The organism is Klebsiella sp. 1SOBk5mer, from assembly GCF_046603115.1.
GTDB classification, from domain to species: domain Bacteria; phylum Pseudomonadota; class Gammaproteobacteria; order Enterobacterales; family Enterobacteriaceae; genus Klebsiella; species Klebsiella quasipneumoniae.
On record NZ_JBKIUU010000018.1, the window covers coordinates 40,366 to 57,212 of the forward strand.

13 protein-coding genes are annotated in these 16,847 nt (G+C 51.8%); 2 read left to right on the forward strand and 11 right to left on the reverse strand.

Annotated elements, in window-relative coordinates:
* Nucleotides 1–7: 7 nt before the first annotated feature.
* The 11 genes from ACLH1U_RS24325 to ACLH1U_RS24375 form a co-directional block, all read right to left on the reverse strand.
* Nucleotides 8–1,270, reverse strand: a complete 1,263-nt coding sequence (locus ACLH1U_RS24325; protein ID WP_023288522.1) for a PTS galactitol transporter subunit IIC — start codon at nucleotides 1,268–1,270, stop codon at nucleotides 8–10.
* An 88-nt stretch (nucleotides 1,271–1,358) separates the two neighbouring features.
* Complete coding sequence (locus ACLH1U_RS24330; protein ID WP_102003128.1) at nucleotides 1,359–2,354, reverse strand: 2-hydroxyacid dehydrogenase; 996 nt, start codon at nucleotides 2,352–2,354, stop codon at nucleotides 1,359–1,361.
* A gap of 16 nt (nucleotides 2,355–2,370) precedes the next feature.
* Nucleotides 2,371–3,132, reverse strand: a complete 762-nt coding sequence (locus ACLH1U_RS24335; protein WP_023288524.1) for an SDR family NAD(P)-dependent oxidoreductase — start codon at nucleotides 3,130–3,132, stop codon at nucleotides 2,371–2,373.
* 11 nt (nucleotides 3,133–3,143) lie between these two features.
* Nucleotides 3,144–4,682 (reverse strand): FGGY-family carbohydrate kinase, encoded by a 1,539-nt coding sequence (locus tag ACLH1U_RS24340; RefSeq protein WP_110211671.1) that lies wholly within the window; start codon nucleotides 4,680–4,682, stop codon nucleotides 3,144–3,146.
* Between the two features lie 20 nt (nucleotides 4,683–4,702).
* Nucleotides 4,703–5,254, reverse strand: a complete 552-nt coding sequence (locus tag ACLH1U_RS24345) for a glycerol-3-phosphate responsive antiterminator (protein ID WP_048334113.1) — start codon at nucleotides 5,252–5,254, stop codon at nucleotides 4,703–4,705.
* A 14-nt stretch (nucleotides 5,255–5,268) separates the two neighbouring features.
* Complete coding sequence (locus ACLH1U_RS24350; protein WP_002889868.1) at nucleotides 5,269–6,060, reverse strand: class I fructose-bisphosphate aldolase; 792 nt, start codon at nucleotides 6,058–6,060, stop codon at nucleotides 5,269–5,271.
* 517 nt (nucleotides 6,061–6,577) lie between these two features.
* Entirely contained in the window at nucleotides 6,578–6,829 is a 252-nt protein-coding gene (locus ACLH1U_RS24355) for a zinc ribbon domain-containing protein (RefSeq protein ID WP_023288528.1), read from the reverse strand.
* Nucleotides 6,830–7,006: 177 nt separating this feature from the next.
* Nucleotides 7,007–8,404, reverse strand: a complete 1,398-nt coding sequence (gene lpdA, locus ACLH1U_RS24360; protein ID WP_060591692.1) for a dihydrolipoyl dehydrogenase — start codon at nucleotides 8,402–8,404, stop codon at nucleotides 7,007–7,009.
* Nucleotides 8,394–9,914, reverse strand: a complete 1,521-nt coding sequence (locus ACLH1U_RS24365) for a 2-oxo acid dehydrogenase subunit E2 (protein WP_368764321.1) — start codon at nucleotides 9,912–9,914, stop codon at nucleotides 8,394–8,396. The genes lpdA and ACLH1U_RS24365 overlap by 11 nt, the downstream gene beginning before the upstream one ends.
* 3 nt (nucleotides 9,915–9,917) lie before the next feature.
* Entirely contained in the window at nucleotides 9,918–10,937 is a 1,020-nt protein-coding gene (locus tag ACLH1U_RS24370; protein WP_411299490.1) for an alpha-ketoacid dehydrogenase subunit beta, read from the reverse strand.
* 11 nt (nucleotides 10,938–10,948) lie between these two features.
* Nucleotides 10,949–11,908 carry a thiamine pyrophosphate-dependent dehydrogenase E1 component subunit alpha gene (locus ACLH1U_RS24375; protein WP_002889884.1) on the reverse strand — a complete coding sequence of 320 codons (960 nt, stop codon included), beginning with the start codon at nucleotides 11,906–11,908 and terminating at the stop codon, nucleotides 10,949–10,951.
* A gap of 254 nt (nucleotides 11,909–12,162) precedes the next feature.
* Between ACLH1U_RS24375 and ACLH1U_RS24380 the strand changes: the two genes are divergently transcribed.
* Both ACLH1U_RS24380 and ACLH1U_RS24385 read left to right on the forward strand, forming a co-directional pair.
* On the forward strand, nucleotides 12,163–14,928 hold the full coding sequence (locus ACLH1U_RS24380) for a LuxR C-terminal-related transcriptional regulator (RefSeq protein WP_411299491.1): 2,766 nt from the start codon (nucleotides 12,163–12,165) through the stop codon (nucleotides 14,926–14,928).
* A gap of 563 nt (nucleotides 14,929–15,491) precedes the next feature.
* Nucleotides 15,492–16,829 (forward strand): anti-phage deoxyguanosine triphosphatase, encoded by a 1,338-nt coding sequence (locus ACLH1U_RS24385; protein ID WP_104466347.1) that lies wholly within the window; start codon nucleotides 15,492–15,494, stop codon nucleotides 16,827–16,829.
* Nucleotides 16,830–16,847 lie beyond the last annotated feature (18 nt).

Genomic DNA, 16,847 nt, shown 5'->3' on the forward strand with positions numbered 1-16,847 from the left:
TCTTGTACTAAGGTGTGGCGCTAAAAAACTCGCCAAATTTGACGGCCAGCCAGCCGACAGGCGTCGTGGCGCCGCCGACGATATTGGTGATCTCGGCCATCCCTTCCGGTACCGGAATATGTGAGTTCACCGCCGCCTGAGTATATTCTTGCGAAATGTCCGTCCCGACATACAGGATGCAGGTCACAATCAGGGTTCCGGTTATGAACATGCGGAACATATTTCGTTTACAGAACGGCGTGACCATTGCCAGCAGGAACATTAACGAAGCCAGATCGACAAAGGGCAGTACGCGGTTGCCGGGCAGAATGATAGACAGCACCACAGCCATAGGGATTAACAGCAGACCGGTCGCCAGTACCGAAGGTTCACCGATCAATAACGCCGTATCCATCCCGATGTAAAAATCGCGCCCCGGAAATTTAGCCTTCAGTTTTGCTTCAGCGGCATCACGAACAATCAACAATCCCTGCACCAGAATTTCAATCATTTTCGGCAGCAGCAGCATGGCGGCTGAAACCTTAATGGCCAGTGAAACGGCAGCGGAAATGTCATATCCAGCCAGGAAAGCCAACAGCAGTCCCAGCACAAACCCCAGGGTAAGAGGCTCGCCAAAAACGCCGAATTTTTTATTAATACTTTCCGGATCGAAATTGATTTTATTGATGAGCGGGATCTTATCAATGATGTAATTACAGGCAATGCCAAACGGCACGTAAGCTATACAGGTAAGATGTGGGAATGATATCCCTTTAAGATTATAGTTTTTTTGTAAATACGGCGCCGTTAAATCTGCGGCCAATAGCGTCAACACAAAAATAGCGAAAGTAATACCGACAGAAAGCCAGTAATTTCCCGTTCCGGCATAGACCACAGACCCCATGATCAGGAAAATCCAGTAATTAAAAATATCGATATTCACCGTTTTGGTTAATTTCAACAGAAGCATGGCCAGGTTGATGACGATAAAGCCCACCACGACGGGCAGCATCAGCGGCGAACCCCAGCCAATAGTCGATGCGGTAGGCCAACCGGTATCAACGACCGTTAACTGCAGGCCGATACGCTCAACCATCGCCTGCGATGCCGGGCCCAGGTTTGTCAGCAGCAGGCCAATCACCAGCCCCACCCCTTCAAAACCAATGCCGACCAGCATCCCTGCTTTAAATGCCGTACCGATTTTAACGCCAAAGCAAAGCGCGATAATAAAGAATATTACTGGCATCATTACTGATGCCCCCAGACTAATAATGCTGTTGATAATATCCATAATGATTCCTTAAAAGGCGGGCGAATTGGGCACGAGTTAACCCGTGCCCATTGGGCCCTGTTAATACCTTTAATGGTTCTTTTAGTATTTAACTGAGTTTCTTTAAAAGGATCTCAGCGAAGCGTTTGGGCGAATTACTGAATGCGTCAATGGTACTCCCGGCAATATGCGGCGTAATGGTCACGTTATTCAGGGTATAGAATGCACTGTCGTCAGGAAGCGGTTCGTCATCAAAGGTATCAAGCGCGGCGCCCATAATTTGCCCGGATCTGAGCGCATCAATCATCTCTTTTTCATTGATTAACCCGGAGCGTGCCGTGTTAACAATGATGGCACTGCGCTTCATCAGCGCGAAATGGTGTGCGTTAATCAGATTTTCGGTTTCCGGCGTCAGGCGAGCATGTAACGAGATAACGTCGGCGCGTTGTACCAGTTCGTCCAGTGAATCGACTTTCTCATAACGTTCATGGCCTGCAACGTACTTATCGTAAAAGATAATCTCCGTGCCAAAGCCGCTGAGAAATCCCGCGACCAGTTGGGCAATATGGCCGAGGCCAACCAGCCCCACGACTTTTCCGCCAAGCTCCGGGATCGCCTGATGGTTCGGGCTGTCTTTACGCCAGTATTTGTCACGCAGGGCATCGTGTGACCGGGCGATATTGCGCATTTCCGCCAGGATCATGCCGACCGTGAATTCAGCGACGCTGCGAGCGTTACGCCCCGGGGTGTTCATCACCTCAACGCCCCGGGCGTTCGCCACCTCAAGATTCACGTTTTCCACGCCACCGCGGAGTACGCCTACATATTTCAGTGTGGGTAGTTTATCGAACACCGCAGTATTGACGGGGGCAAACTGAGTGATCAGGATGTCAATATCACCCGCTCCCTGAAGCAGATCTTCCGGTAAGGCCACGGCTTCCGCGCCTTCCTGTTCAACCCGCAGATTATCTTCCTGAAGTTTCTCAATGGAGCCATGTGACCACTCGCGTACTTCGACTTCAATCCCGTTATCCCTGAGCGCTTTCAGTCCTGATTCCATCATTGCTGCATTGATAAACAGATCGGCAATTGCCAGACATTTCATAATGATTCTCCCTCGATTAACGCATCAACATACCGCCGGTAACGTCCAGAGTTGCTCCCGTCATATAGCTGGTTTTAGGAGAAACCATGAAGACACCGATGTCGGCAATTTCCTGAGGCTGAGCCACGCGGCCCACCGGAATACGACTGACGTAATAGTCAGGGTTTTGCTCAATGTTCTTACGGATCATCGCAGTATCCATGATCCCGACGGCGATATTGTTCACATTGATTTTTTGTTTGGCGACTTCCCGCGCCAGAGAAATAGCAAAGGCGACCAGACCGGCCTTACTTGCCGCGTAGTGCGCATGTCCCGTCGTGGAGCCGTGGAACGCGGCCTGCGAGGTAATATTCAGAATGCTGCCCATCCGGTCATGCTGCAGGCAGTGATTTACAAATAGCTGGCTGAGATGGAAGATGGCTTTCAGATTGACATTCATCACCAGATCCCAGTCCTGCGGGCTGATCTCGGTGACGTAGCCGCTCAGCCAGATCCCGGCGTTATTCACAAGAATGTCGGCTTTGCCCAGTCTGTCGATACAGGTGGCAAACAGATTTTCCCGGCTCTGTTCGTCAGAGAGATCGGTTTTAACCGCGATGATCTCTACGTTCGCGCTGGCCTTCACCGTTTCGATCAGCCGTTCGGGATGCTCTTCTTCCCGCATATAGGTAAAGCAGATATTGACGCCTTCTTTGGCGAGAGAAAGAACAAACTCTTTCCCCAGGCCGGTTGCGCCGCCTGTCACGATGGCCGTACGATTCGTTAAATTCAGATCCATTTTTTCCTCACTTAGTGCGCGATGTAGTTGCTGCAGCTTTTCCACGGCGACTGCATTTCTGATAACAGGTTTTTATAAAGCTGGTATTTGGTCTGGTAGACCCGGTGATTTTCCGGATTAGGGGAGACGGTGCGTGAGACATGGACCATTTCGTTTGAGGCAGCAAATACCTCTGCAAACCAGCCCACCATGACGGCTGCGGTCATCGCGGTACCCAGGGTCCCGTGCTCTTTGACGTCAACGATTTCCAGCGTGGCCTGGAAGATATCGGCGAATATCTGTAGCCAGACCGGGGAGTTCGTGACACCGCCGGCAATACGAATTGTGCGGCTTAACTTCGGGTTAATATTGCGCAAGCGCTCGGTGTGGTAGAGATGGCTAAAGGCCACGCCCTCATAAATCGCCCGCAGAAAATGGGCTTTTTTATGAAAGCTGTTTACACCGATAAAGCCGGCCGAGGCGTCGGGAATGGTGTTAGAGCCAAACACGAACGGAAAGAACAGCAGGTGGCTTTCATCCGGCGTCGTTGACGAAACCAGCTTATTGCACAGGTCATAGACCGACGATCCTTGCTCGGCGGAGGTTTTCCGATCGCTCTCCATAAAGTTGTTAATAAACCACTCCAGGTTGCTCGCGGAGGTGGGGCTGGCCTCGGTGATGAGCCATTTACCCTCAATGGGATAAATGGAGGTCATAAACAGATCTTTATCAATAACCGGGTGGTCGGTAACGTATTCGTTTATGCTCCAGGTGCCGGTGACGATCGCCATCTTATCGAGACTGTTGATCCCCGAGGCAATGGAAGAGGCCGAGATATCAAACACCCCGCCAGAAACCGGCGTACCTGCGCATAAACCGGTCAGACGGGCCACGTCGTCAGTGATTTTTCCGCAGCATTCCGTTGAGCGTTTGATGGGGGGCAATTTGTCCCGCAGTTCATCAAGTCCCCACCATGCCAGCAGTTCATCGTCATACTTGCAGTCACGTACGTTGATCAGGTTGGTGCCTGAGATATCGGTCAGCTCAAGAAAAGCCTCTCCGGTCAGGTAAAAACGGATCAGGTCCTTGACCATAAAAATATAACGCGCTTTTTGCAGCGTCTCGGGCTCGAAGTCCTTCAGCCATGACAGCAAGGCGACAGGTTGTCCGGCCCAGATGGACTGCATTGTTTTTGGCAAAATGTCGGTAAGGAATTCTGGCGAGCGTTGCCATCTCTCAACGTACTCTTTTGCCCGGCTGTCGGTGGATATAATGCCGTTACGCACCGGGTGACCTTCTTCGTCAACCAGATACAGACCGTTACCATGACCGGTGACGGCCACTCCTTTTATCTGGCTGGCATCAATACCTGATTGCTCAATCGCTTTTTTAATCACTTCGACATTCGCGGCCCACAGCTCATCGATACTGCGCTCTGTGTGGAATTCCCGGGGTGTCAGCATCTGCGTGGATTTTGAGGCGATCGCGAGAACCTGTCCTTTACGGTCATAGATGGCTGCCTTGGTGACGGTTCCACCATTGTCGATGCCCATGACGTATTCATCTTTCATTCGCGTGGACTCCTTATTGGTTACCATAAGCCGGGCTCGCTGGTGGTTATCCCTTTAAATCCGGCATGGAATATTTTATCTACAAGGTATTTGCGCTTAACAAAGCCTCCGGCGATGAATACCACATCAAAGCCTTTCAAATTTCGGCTAATCAACTCCAGACACTGGCAGGCATATTCAGCAGGTAAGATTTCAATTGCGTCCGGTGGACTGTGTTTAACAATATCGAGCGACTGATCAAGCGATCGCGAATCGATAAGTAAAACCCGATATACGGTCAGCAATCCCTCTTTTTTGGCGTAGCGTAGCGCAGAGAGATTGGAAGAAATAACACCATCAACCTTGTAATAATTTTTCAGTAGATTGATCCCCGCCTGATCCGGTTTGAAACCACCCAGTAATTCAAGGTGAACGAGGACTTTCTTACCGCTTTGATGGCATTTGCCAATTAGCGACTGCAGATTGCCGATATTCGCTTCGGATAGCAGCACATATTCTGACTGGCAGGTTAATGCTTTCTCAAAGTATTTATACTTCCTGATGGAAGGGATGATGGTGTTATTTGAAATCATATTAATTTCCGATGTTATTTAGCCATGTAGAGGCTGTATGCATCTTCCGCTGTTGCGTTTTCATGGATGATGGCATTCAGACCTGCTACCACTTTCGCCGGCTGCGGATCCTGGGTAATGTTTCGTCCCACAGCCACGCCTTTCGCACCCATCTGCATACAGTGCTGAACAAATTTGAAGTAACCATCGATGCCGGTTTTTGGCCCCCCTAAGGCAAGCACCGGCACGCCAGCAGCTTCAACGATCAGTCGGTCCTCTGGTGAACCGGTAAAACGCGTTTTGATGACGTCCGCGCCCAGCTCCACCGCTGCGCGGGCCGATGCAGCGATGATGGCCGGATTGTTAGAGTCATCGCTGGTGACGGGATAACCATACGGGAGCGATTCGACAATCAGCGGTACGTTCCAGCGATCCGCTGCCTGCGCGAGTTGCATCGCCATAATGTGGGTTTTTTCTTCATTGAAGGCGCCGGGGAAGGTCATGCAGACCACTCCCTCGGCAGCGACTTTAAGCGCATCTTCGACGGAAAAAACGGGGGTAGTATCGGGAACGGTATTGTCAAAGATACTGACCGTGCTGTCGACGCGTAACACAACGGGAACGCTGTTCAGCGCTTCACGATAATTCTTCAACATGCCGTACGTGACGAGCGCGCAATCCAGGCCGTGTTCCACCAGAGCAGGGAGCTGATTTATCGTATTATCAATACCATTTGTTTTCGTGGAAAAATAGTAGCCATCCAGCGCTAAGGTCACGGATTTACCATCTTTTGCGAATATTCTTGAGAGACGACGTTCTTTAGACATTTATTTACTCCTGAGATAAAAAACAAAAAAAAAGCCCTCAGAGACTCGCGTCTCTGAGGGCTTTCTGTTCACATACCCTTTTGATAATGGTTCGGGAATCCAAAGCATTATCAATGCAATTTTTTAGCAAAGTGAGAAAGGTTTAACTTTTGTTTAAATTAAATCTGTTCTCTTGCGTGATTAAATAACTAACACACGCGATAACTTACTGTCCAGTTGGTATCGTTGAAATGAGAGATTCATCACATCAATATGTTGTATTCTGTGAAAAGTGCCGGGTTAAATACAGAAACCGAACCCTTAAAAAACCAGGCAATAACGCATCCTGACAAGGGGGAGAACGCCAGGCGTTTATTTCATCCGCATGAAGAACCCATCCATGCATGCTCCTGCCTGCAGGTCGTCATCCACAAACGCGCATTTATTCCCGTCCGGATGGCGTACAAAAACGTTATAGCATCGTTGTCGGCATGGCGGTCTGTCCCCCGGAATGATTTTTTCCCGCCGCCCGGGCAAATTACTCGTCCGCTTTGTGCGCCCAGGCAGGCATCGCCGTCAGGTAACGTTTTGCCCGTTTCCGTGATTCCGCTACGCCCACCTTTTGCCAGGAGTCGAGAAAAGCCGCCAGACCGGATACGGCCTCTTCCCAGGATTTCAGATTACCGTCGCTGTCGCTGCAATACGCGCAATATTTATCGCTGGCCCCTTGCGCATCGGGTGCGGACATCGGCATTCCGCAGGCCTGGCAAAACCGTTCGTGCTGTGTCATAGAGCGCTCCTCCTGTCGTTGAGTTGTCTACTAAACATACAGAATTTACGCCTGGCGTTTAGCGTTTCAGATCAATAGATCCTGCCGTAACCGTTCTGGTGGATCTTCTGCCGGGACGTGCGGGAGGGATAACGGGCAACTTACTCCGTATCGCGCAGCTATCGCCTCCCTTATTTCTTATTGGTGCAATGGTTGATCGCAGGCCGCGAGGATGGATTCATGCATCGCTTCGGAAAGTGTTGGATGCGCGAAGATCATCGACAGGAGACTTTCATCTGTGGCCTCCAGGTGACGGGCGATGCCAAACCCCTGGATCAGTTCCGTGACCTGTGCGCCAACCATATGCGCGCCCAGCAACTCGCCGGTTTCAGCATCGAAAATCGTCTTCACAAAACCCTCTGTCTCGCCGCTGGCCAGCGCCTTACCATTATTCTGCCAGGAGAACTTACCGATTCTGACGGGCCGTCCCCTGGCCAGGGCCGTCGATTCCGTCAAGCCCAGACTGGCAACCTGGGGCCGGGCATACGTGCAACCGGGCACATAGTCGCGATCAAGCGGGTGGGCGCCTTCGACACCAGCCAGTGTCTCAACGCAGATCACGCCTTCGTGGCTGGCCTTGTGCGCCAGGCACGGCGGGCCGGCTACATCGCCGATGGCATAAAGCCCGAATACGTTAGTGCGACAAGCGGTGTCCGTCTTGATAAAACCGCGGTCTAACTCGACGCCCAGCGTTTCCAGCCCCAGATCTTCAATATTCGGCTGTACGCCAACCGCCAGCAGCACGCGTTCGACGTCCTGAGAATATTCGGCGCCGGTGTTTTTCATGGTGCAGCGCACCCCGGTCCCGGTGAGCTGTACTTGCGTCACCAGGGTCTGGGTATGGATCTGAATACCGCGTTTTTCGAATGACTTACGCACTGCTGCAGACACCTCGGCATCTTCCACTGGCAAAATCTGCGACGCCAGCTCGACCAGCGTCACTTTACAGCCCAGATCGTTATAAAGGCTGGCGAACTCGACGCCAATTGCCCCTGAACCGATGATTAATAGCGACCTGGGCAATAGCTTCGGCCGCAGCGCCTCGAAATAGGTCCAGATATATTCGCCATCTGGCGCGATGCCTGGTAATGCGCGTGGTCGGGCGCCCGTGGCCAGGATCACGTGATCGGCCCGGTAATCGCGCGTCTCCCCCCGGGCATCCTCGACCGTTATTTGCCCCTTGCCGCGCAGCCGCGCGGTGCCATCAATGACCTGCACGCCATTTTTCTTCAACAGGTACGCCACCCCGCCGGTGAGCTGTTGCGATACGGTACGGCTAAACTGCACCAGTTTCTGCAGATCGATGTTCACCTCACCCACGCTGATGCCCAGCTGACTGGCATGGGTGATACTGTGCGCGACCTCAGCGCCATGCAACAGTGCCTTGGTTGGAATGCATCCCCAGTTCAGGCAGATGCCGCCCAGATGTTGTTTCTCCACTAATGCGGTACGAAGCCCTAGCTGGCCGGCACGGATGGCGGCCACGTATCCCCCAGGACCACCGCCGATGATCAGCACATCGTATTTATCGTGCATAGCTCGTCTCCTGGATAAACATCAAGGTTGGGGTTTCAGCCAGTCGCCTGAGTTCCCGGAGAAAAGCCGCACCTGCCGCGCCATCGATAACCCGGTGATCGCAGGATAGCGATACCGTCATTTGCTGGCGCGCGACGATTTGCCCGTCGCGTACTACCGCCCGCATTTCGCCGGCGCCAATGGCGAGGATTGCGCTTTGCGGTGGATTGATGATGGCGTCAAACTGCCGGACGCCAAGCATCCCCAGATTTGACACGCTAAAGGTCCCCCCCTGGAACTCTTCCGGCTTCAGCGTGCCCGCTTTGGCCCTGGTCACCAGCGAGTGAATTTCGTTCGATATGTCGCTAATCGATTTCCGGTTCGCCGAGCGGACAATAGGGGTAATTAGCCCGGCAGGCAGCGCAACGGCCACCGAAATGTCGGCATCCGCAAAGCGGCGGATACTTTGTGTCGCTTCATCAAACTGGATGTTGACGTCAGGCACGGCCACCAGCGCCAGAGCGCAGGCCTTCACCAGCAGGTCATTAACCGAAATCTTGACGCCGGGTACTTCGCGGTTAATTTCCTGACGTAGCGCTAACAGTCTTTCCAGATCGAGATCGACGCTCAAACGGAAATGGGGAGACTGTTGCTTGGACGTTTGCAGGCGAGAGGCGATAGCCCGGCGCATACCGGACATGGGGATGCTTTCATAGGGTACCGGGGTACTCTCCTGTACCGGGCTGGTCTGCGGGTGCTCGTCGAGTAACAACGCCGCGGCCAGCACATCATCGCGACTCACCCGGCCGCGTGAACCGCTGCTTCGGCAGTCATGCAAGTTGATACCCAGCTTGCCGGCCAGACGGCGCGCCAGCGGGGTGGCCGATACCTGGCTGTCATCGGCATGCGAGCGGGGCGCTTTGCTGCGACGAACAGGGGGCGTCGGAGAGGCCAGGCGACCGCCGGCGGCAAGGATCGCGCTTTCCAGATCAGAAACAGAGATACGATCCCCGCGCCCGCTGCCGCGGACTTTTTTCAGGTCGACACCCCAGCGGGCAGAGAGTCGTAACGCATGGGGCGTGGCATTAACCTGAGTCACATCGGTCACGCCTTGCAGACTGACGGGGATGTCGGTCTGCCCAACGGGGGGCTCGGGGCTGTTGGATGGCGGCGAAACAACGGAAGGTGGCTTAGCGCCTGCCTGTGCGGCAGCCTCCGTGCCAGAGGCTGCGGATTTCGCCGTAGCCAGAGTGGCAGCGAATTCGTCCAGGTCAGCATCGCTGACCGAAGGGTCAGCCGCCAGGGCCAGCACGGCGCCTACCTGAAGCGTCTCACCCTCTCGGGCGAGTATCCGACGTAACGTACCGGCAAAGGGGGCCTCCAGCACATTGACGATTTTACTGGTTTCAATCTCACAGATTTCCTGCCCTGGGGTGAAGCTGTCACCCTCCTGGATTGCCCACCGAGCGAGCAAGCCTTCTTCCATGGAAAGCCCCCACTTTGGCATTTCAAGCGTCTTGATTTCGCTCATAGGTTAATCCTCCAGCACTTGACGGACGGCGGCTTCGATACGTTCTACGCCAGGGATCCAGAGTTTTTCGAGAGCAGGGGAGAACGGGACAGGCGTGTGTGGCGGCGTCACCAGCAGAACGGGCGCTTTGAGGAAATGGAATGCCTGGGACGCGATCAGCGCCGCGACATCATGCGCAAAACCGAAGCGTGCCGCGGATTCGTCGACAATCACTACCCGCCCCGTGGACGACACCGATTCCAGAATCCCTTCCTCATCCAGCGGCGAAATGGTCCGCGGGTCGACCACCTCGACCGAGATCCCCTCTCTGGCCAGTTTGTCCGCCACCTGATTGGCTTTATGCACCATTGCCGACAACGCAATGATGGTGACGTCTTCTCCTTCGCGGGTATAGTTGGCTACACCTAGCGGGATGGTATAGCTCTCGTCCGGTACCTCGCCCTTGAGGTCGTACAGCATTTTATGCTCGCAGAAAACCACCGGGTCGTCGTCGCGAATTGACTGGATTAACAGACCTTTGACGTCATAAGGCGTCGAGGGCACCACCACCTTCAGCCCTGGCGTGGTGGCAAAGATATTATAGGGTGACTGTGAATGCTGGGCCGCGGCGGAAAACCCCGCGCCGATCATACCTCGCATCACCAGCGGGGCTCTGGCTTTGCCACCAAACATGTAGCGGAACTTAGCCGCCTGGTTGTACAGCGCATCGTGACTCACGCCAAAAAAATCCATGAACATCAATTCCGCGACCGGCCGCAGACCCGTCGCTGCGGCGCCGGCCGCCATACCGATGATGGCCGACTCGGTAATGGGCGTGTCGATCACCCGATCGGAGCCGAACTGCGTCCACAGCCCTTTAGTGACGCCGAGCACACCGCCAAAAGCTTCTATCTTCGCCTCTTCGGGCGCATTTCCGCCATGACCGCCACGCAAATCTTCACCGATGAGCACCACGCGTTCATCGCGTTCCATTTCCTGAGCCAGGGCTTCCTTGACCGCTTCACGATAGGTTTTAATCGCCATAGTTATCACCCTCAGTATGAGACATAAACGTCTGTCAGCAGGTCTTCCGGAGCCGGATAGGCAGCGGCGCGGGCCTTCAATACCGCATCGTTGACAAGGGCTTCTACTTCCTCGTCAATCGCCGCCAGTTCTTCCTGGGTGATATGCTGTTTGACCTTAGCGGTGAAAATCTTCAGCGGATCATGTTGTTCACGCAGGCGTTGCACTTCACCTTCCGCGCGGTATAGCGCGGGATCCCCCTCAAAATGACCGTGCCAGCGGAAGGCTTTGGCCTCAATGACGCTTGGGCCACCGCCTTCTCGCGCACGTTTGACCGCCTCTGAAGTGGCCTCATAAACGGCAAAGAAATCGGTGCCATCAACGGTCACTGCCGGCAGGCCGAAGCCAGCGGCGCGTCGGGCGATATCACGCCCACCCACGGCGTAGTCATGACCGGTCCCTTCGCCGTAACCGTTGTTCTCGAAAATAAAGACGGCCGGAAGCTGGAGCACGACGGCCATATTGATGGCTTCAAAGACCAGGCCCTGATTAGAACCCCCATCGCCCGTAAAAGAGACACCGACGTTGCCGGTTTTTAGCGTCTTTGCCGTTAGCGCGGCGCCGATGGCCAGGGGAGGGGCTCCCCCAACGATAGCGTTCGCTCCCAGCATTCCTTTCGACAGATCGGCAATGTGCATCGACCCACCCTTACCGCGACATAACCCGCTGTCCTTACCGAATATTTCGGCCATCATGCCGTGAATGTCGCACCCTTTAGCAATACAGTGGCCATGGCCACGGTGTGTTGAACCAATAAAATCTGCGCTCGTTAAATTTTCGCAGACCCCCACCGCGATGGCCTCCTCACCGGTGTAAAGGTGAATGAAGCCGGGAATATCACCGCTGGTATTTTCCTGATGCAACCGCTCTTCAAAGGTCCTGATCTCTCGCATCTTGCGGTAAGCCTGCAATAACGCCTGTTTGCTGAGCATGATTTAATTCTCCTCAATAAAGGTCACCCAGGCGGGGCCAACAGACAGGGCGGATAACCCTGGCCACACCCATGCAATGAATCTACGAGCGGTTAAAGGGAGTGCGAAGCCACCTTCATGGGGGGGTAGGTGGGGGTTTTCATGCTTGAGGTCAAACTTTCTAAATTTTGTGTAGCTATAAAGTTTGGCGGCCCCATGTCATCCCGGGGGCTGGCGTACAATTGAAAAAAAACAAAGCGAGTAGATAACCACGGATGAAGCCATCGGATTTAGAAAGTCGCCAATCACCATCACTGGTCTCCGGGCCATTGCGGCTGACGCGAGGCTTGCCGCTAATCCTGACCAAATTCGTCCCGCCTCGCTCCTCGATACAATTGCTGGAGCGCCCCCGGCTTCTTCAGCTTCTCAATCCCGTTCAGCAGTGCCGGCTGGGCGTCGTTTGCGCCGGCGCTGGATTTGGCAAAACCACGCTGTTGGCGCAATGGCATCAGCAGATGGTCGCCCATGGGGAACGTATCGCCTGGCTGAGCCTCGATGAGGATGATGATGACGTATGGCAGTTTATTCCTTACCTGCTGCAAGCATTGCGTCCACTCTATGCTGACTGGGACGCCGATTTCTGGCGTGATATGGAAGAACAGAAGCTCTCCAGCTCCGAGCAGCTGCTGGCCGGGCTCATTAACCAGCTACACTACTGCCCGCATGACATATACCTGATTATCGACGACTTTCACGTGATTAACGATCGTGGGGTCTATGAAGCGCTGGGGTATTTACTCAAGCATGCGCCTGCCGCCTTGCATCTGATCATTGGCAGCCGTTTCCACCCCAATCTTGCGCTGAGCCAGCTGCAGGCCCAGGACCAACTGGTGGAGATCTATGATCGAGACCTGCAATTCACGCTCGAAGAAACGAAACACTATTTTAGCCGCACGGTTGCGCTACCCCTCAGCAACCACCATGCACAGCGGCTGCAGTCCGTGACTGAGGGCTGGATCGCAGGGATGAAGATCGCTTCATTGTCCGCAGAATTACAGCATGATCCCGAGCATCTGTTGCGCAATATGCATGGAGGAACACGGTCCATTGCCCGCTATCTTAAAGAGGTGGTCCTGGACCCGCTGCCGGAAGAGGTGCTTGATTTCCTGGTGAAAACGTCCTTCCTCAGTCGGTTAAATGCCGAACTATGCAATGCAGTGACTGGACGTGATGACAGTCAAGCGATGCTGGCATGGATTGAGCGACACAACCTTTTTTTGTCAGCCCTTGACGAACAAGGCTACTGGTTCCGCTACCATCCTCTGTTGCAGGAAAATCTTCGGACCATGCTGCAGCAGAACAACGCTATTAATCGCAAACAGCTACATGAATTAGCCAGTCATTGGTTCGTCGAACAGAAGCTGTGGTCTGAGGCGGTACGCCATGCGCTCAGCGCAGGCAAGCCGGTGCATAGCCCCGGGCAGGACGGCGCAAGCGCTCAGTCACTGGCGGAAGAAGGGGATATCGATACCCTGATCTCATGGATGCATCATTTACCGCCCAGCACCGATCCTGCGCGCATTGACCTGCAAATTAACCTGGCCTGGGCACTGGCGCATTATTTCCACTTTGATGAGTCGAGGCAGCTGCTTGATAACCTCGATCAGATGGTGCTTCATCACCGTGATGATTTAACCCGCAGCACCTGGTGTAAATTGCGCGTTGTGCGGGCAATTTGCGAAGCCTTTGCTGAAAACATCCCGGAGAGTCTGGCTATTGTTCAGCCGTTGCTGGCCGAAGTGCCCTGCGGCGACACCTGGGTAGATGGTCTGATATGCAATATTCTCAGCTATTGCCATGTTGTTAACCAGCGCTATCACGACGCGCTGGAGGTTCAACAGCATATGCCCTCTCCGGAAAGCCCTTTAGATAATCTGTTTGTCTCGGTATATCGCGCTTTTATCATTGCCCAGTGTCATCTTTGTCAGGGCGATCTGGGAAAAGCCGGGTGGTACGCAGAGAAAACGTTGCGCCAGGCTGAATGTTATACCGGCACCCAGTCGACCAGTGGCGCGACGCTGGCGCCGCTGCTGGCGGAGATAGCCTATGAATGTCAGAGGGGTGACTCGCCCGAGCATCTGTTAGCCGACCGGCTCGAATTCATCGACCGGTTCAGTCCACCCGACGCGCTGAGTCGTTGCTATACCTATCTCGCGCGTCAGGCCTTAGATAGCGATATGCCCTATGAGGCCGAGCGATTGCTGGAGCATGCGCAGCGCCTTGCGGTGTCTCGCGGCTGGCAACGGCTCCAGGCCATGTTGTTAGCCGAGCAGGTGAGGGTGCGCCTGCAGCGCGGCAATTTCACCGGCGCAGAGCAACTGCAACGGCAGCTTGAACAAATGGCCGCCAGCTTCAGAATGGATGCCGAACATCCCCGCCAACGCGCCATCGTTATGTCTGCATCTCTTAGCCGCAGCCGGCTTCTTCTCGCCAGAGGCCAGGCGCCGCAAGCCTGCATTTTACTGGCTGAGATGGTCTCCGATCAGGAAAGCCGGGGGGACAGGTTAACCGCAGCGCGTCTGCGTACGCTCTGGTCATTAGCCTTGTGGAACAGCGGCAAAACTGCCGCTGCGCGCATGACATTTCAGCCAGTGCTGCAGCTGGCTGAACAACAGCATCTCAAGGGCCTCTTTCTTGACGCTGGCGATACCTTGCAACCTTTGCTTGCCGGTATGAATGAAACCTCTTCGGCTTGTACAGAGGAAGGGATAGTCCATGAACCCTGGGCAGACAAGCGCGCGCCTGCAGACAGAACACCGCTAAATAGTGGAAGCCCCGATATTCATGAGGAGCTCAGCGAGCGAGAGTTGCAGATATTACAGCTGATCGCTGAAGGTCAGATGAACAAAGAAATCGCCCGCTCCCTCGCTATTTCTGCCGAGACGGTCAAGTGGCACATCAAAAACATCTACGCGAAGCTTAAAGTGAATAGCCGCACTCAAGCGATGAGCCGGGCGCTGGAGATGAAATTACTGGATTAACGGATTGAACAGGGGGGCAGTTTTGATGTCCTTGCTCAGCGATAAGTGCGTTGAGTTTAAGGGGGCGACGCAAGGGGAAAGCAACCCTGGTGTAAACCCAGAGAGGCTTTTATCTTGATGTAGAGTGGTACTGTTTTCCGGGAGGAGATCAGTTCTTCATGTCCTGAAATTTCATGAAAGCCATTGCTGTGGCAACACCTAAAACCAATGTTATTTCCAATAAGGAAAACCTTTTTTATTTGTTATTTTCATTTTTCATCGTCCTTTTTATTTTCACGTAATTGTTAATCAGCAATAATAAAAAAGTGACCAATATTATCTCTGAAATTAAAAAACCATTTTTCAGTTATGAACACACACCTTAGGTTGAACTTTAAGTCACCATTGAATTAGTTAAAATTAATATAATAACTGTATGTTATTGTTACCACTCTATCCATACACTGTATAACAAACCATATCCCACAAATCTAAATTATTAGATAGAATAGACTATCTGCTTTAAATCTTTCTATGTAAAAAAATAATTGTAATAATTCCATTAAAAATCAGAGGGTTAATGCATGAATGCTGCGTACTGGAGTAGAAGAAAACAGAATGATGATGATAACTACCCTGTAAAAGAATTCAATTCAAATACTGAAGACAGCCAGTACCAAAGAGATAGAGCAAGAGTTATTCATTCGGCAGCATTTAGACGATTACAAACTAAGACGCAAGTATTAGGACTCGGAGAAAATGATTTTTACCGGACACGATTAACACATTCTTTAGAGGTAGCACAGATAGGCTCTGCCATTTGTGAAAGATTACATGAAAAGTATACGACAGATGAACTCATTAGAGCGTGGATTCCATCCTTAAGCCTGATTGAGGCTATTGGTTTGAGTCATGATATAGGTCACCCTCCTTTCGGTCATGGTGGTGAAGTAGCACTTAACTATTCCATGATTGATTCAGGTGGATTTGAAGGCAACGGACAGACCCTAAGAATTGTTAGTCGCCTTGCCGAATACTCACCAAATCATGGCATGGATTTGACTCGAAGAACCCTTTTAGGACTGGTAAAATATCCGGCTCCATATAGCGAAGTAAGAAACTATAATCAAAAGGAAATATCCAAAACTATTCTTCCCTTAAATTTGGATAACTGGCACCCCCCAAAATGTTATCTTGATGATGAAAAAAGTTTACTTGATTGGATTTTTAAAGAAATCCCTAAAAAAGACATTGAGATATTTTCAACTATTAAATTTGTTGAGGGCAATCATCATGAAACAATTTTCAAATCATTCGACACGACAATTATGGAGCTTGCAGATGATATTTCATATGGAGTTCATGATTTAGAAGACGGTATAGCATTAGGTCTCATAACTAAAAGCATGTGGGAAAGTGATATTACCCCAATAATTTTAACTCATAATAATAATCAATTGGCAAAAAACATTGATTTCTATAATGCAAATCTCTTCGATGGCTCTAATAAAGAAAGAAAACACGCAATAAGTAAGTTAGTAGGATATTTTATTTCATCTATATACGTTGAAAGGAATGATGTTTTCGACACACCACTTTTAATGCTAAAAGCTACCCAAGATAATGACAGTATGAGCATATTGAAAGCGTTAAAAAAATTCGTCATGAATCGGGTAATAAAAACACCAGAAGTTCAGGTTTTAGAATATAAAGGTCAACAAATCATATTGAAGATATTTGAAGTCTTACGTGAAAATCCTAACCGACTGCTTCCAAAAAACACACTCAGTGCTTATAAAAATGCTGAAAATAAAAACAGAGTTTTATGCGACTATATATCTGGAATGACTGACAGTTATGCAACAAAACTGTACCACAAATTATTCACACCCGATATCGGTTCAATTTTTGATAGGTTGTAGATAAAAATAAAAAATTAC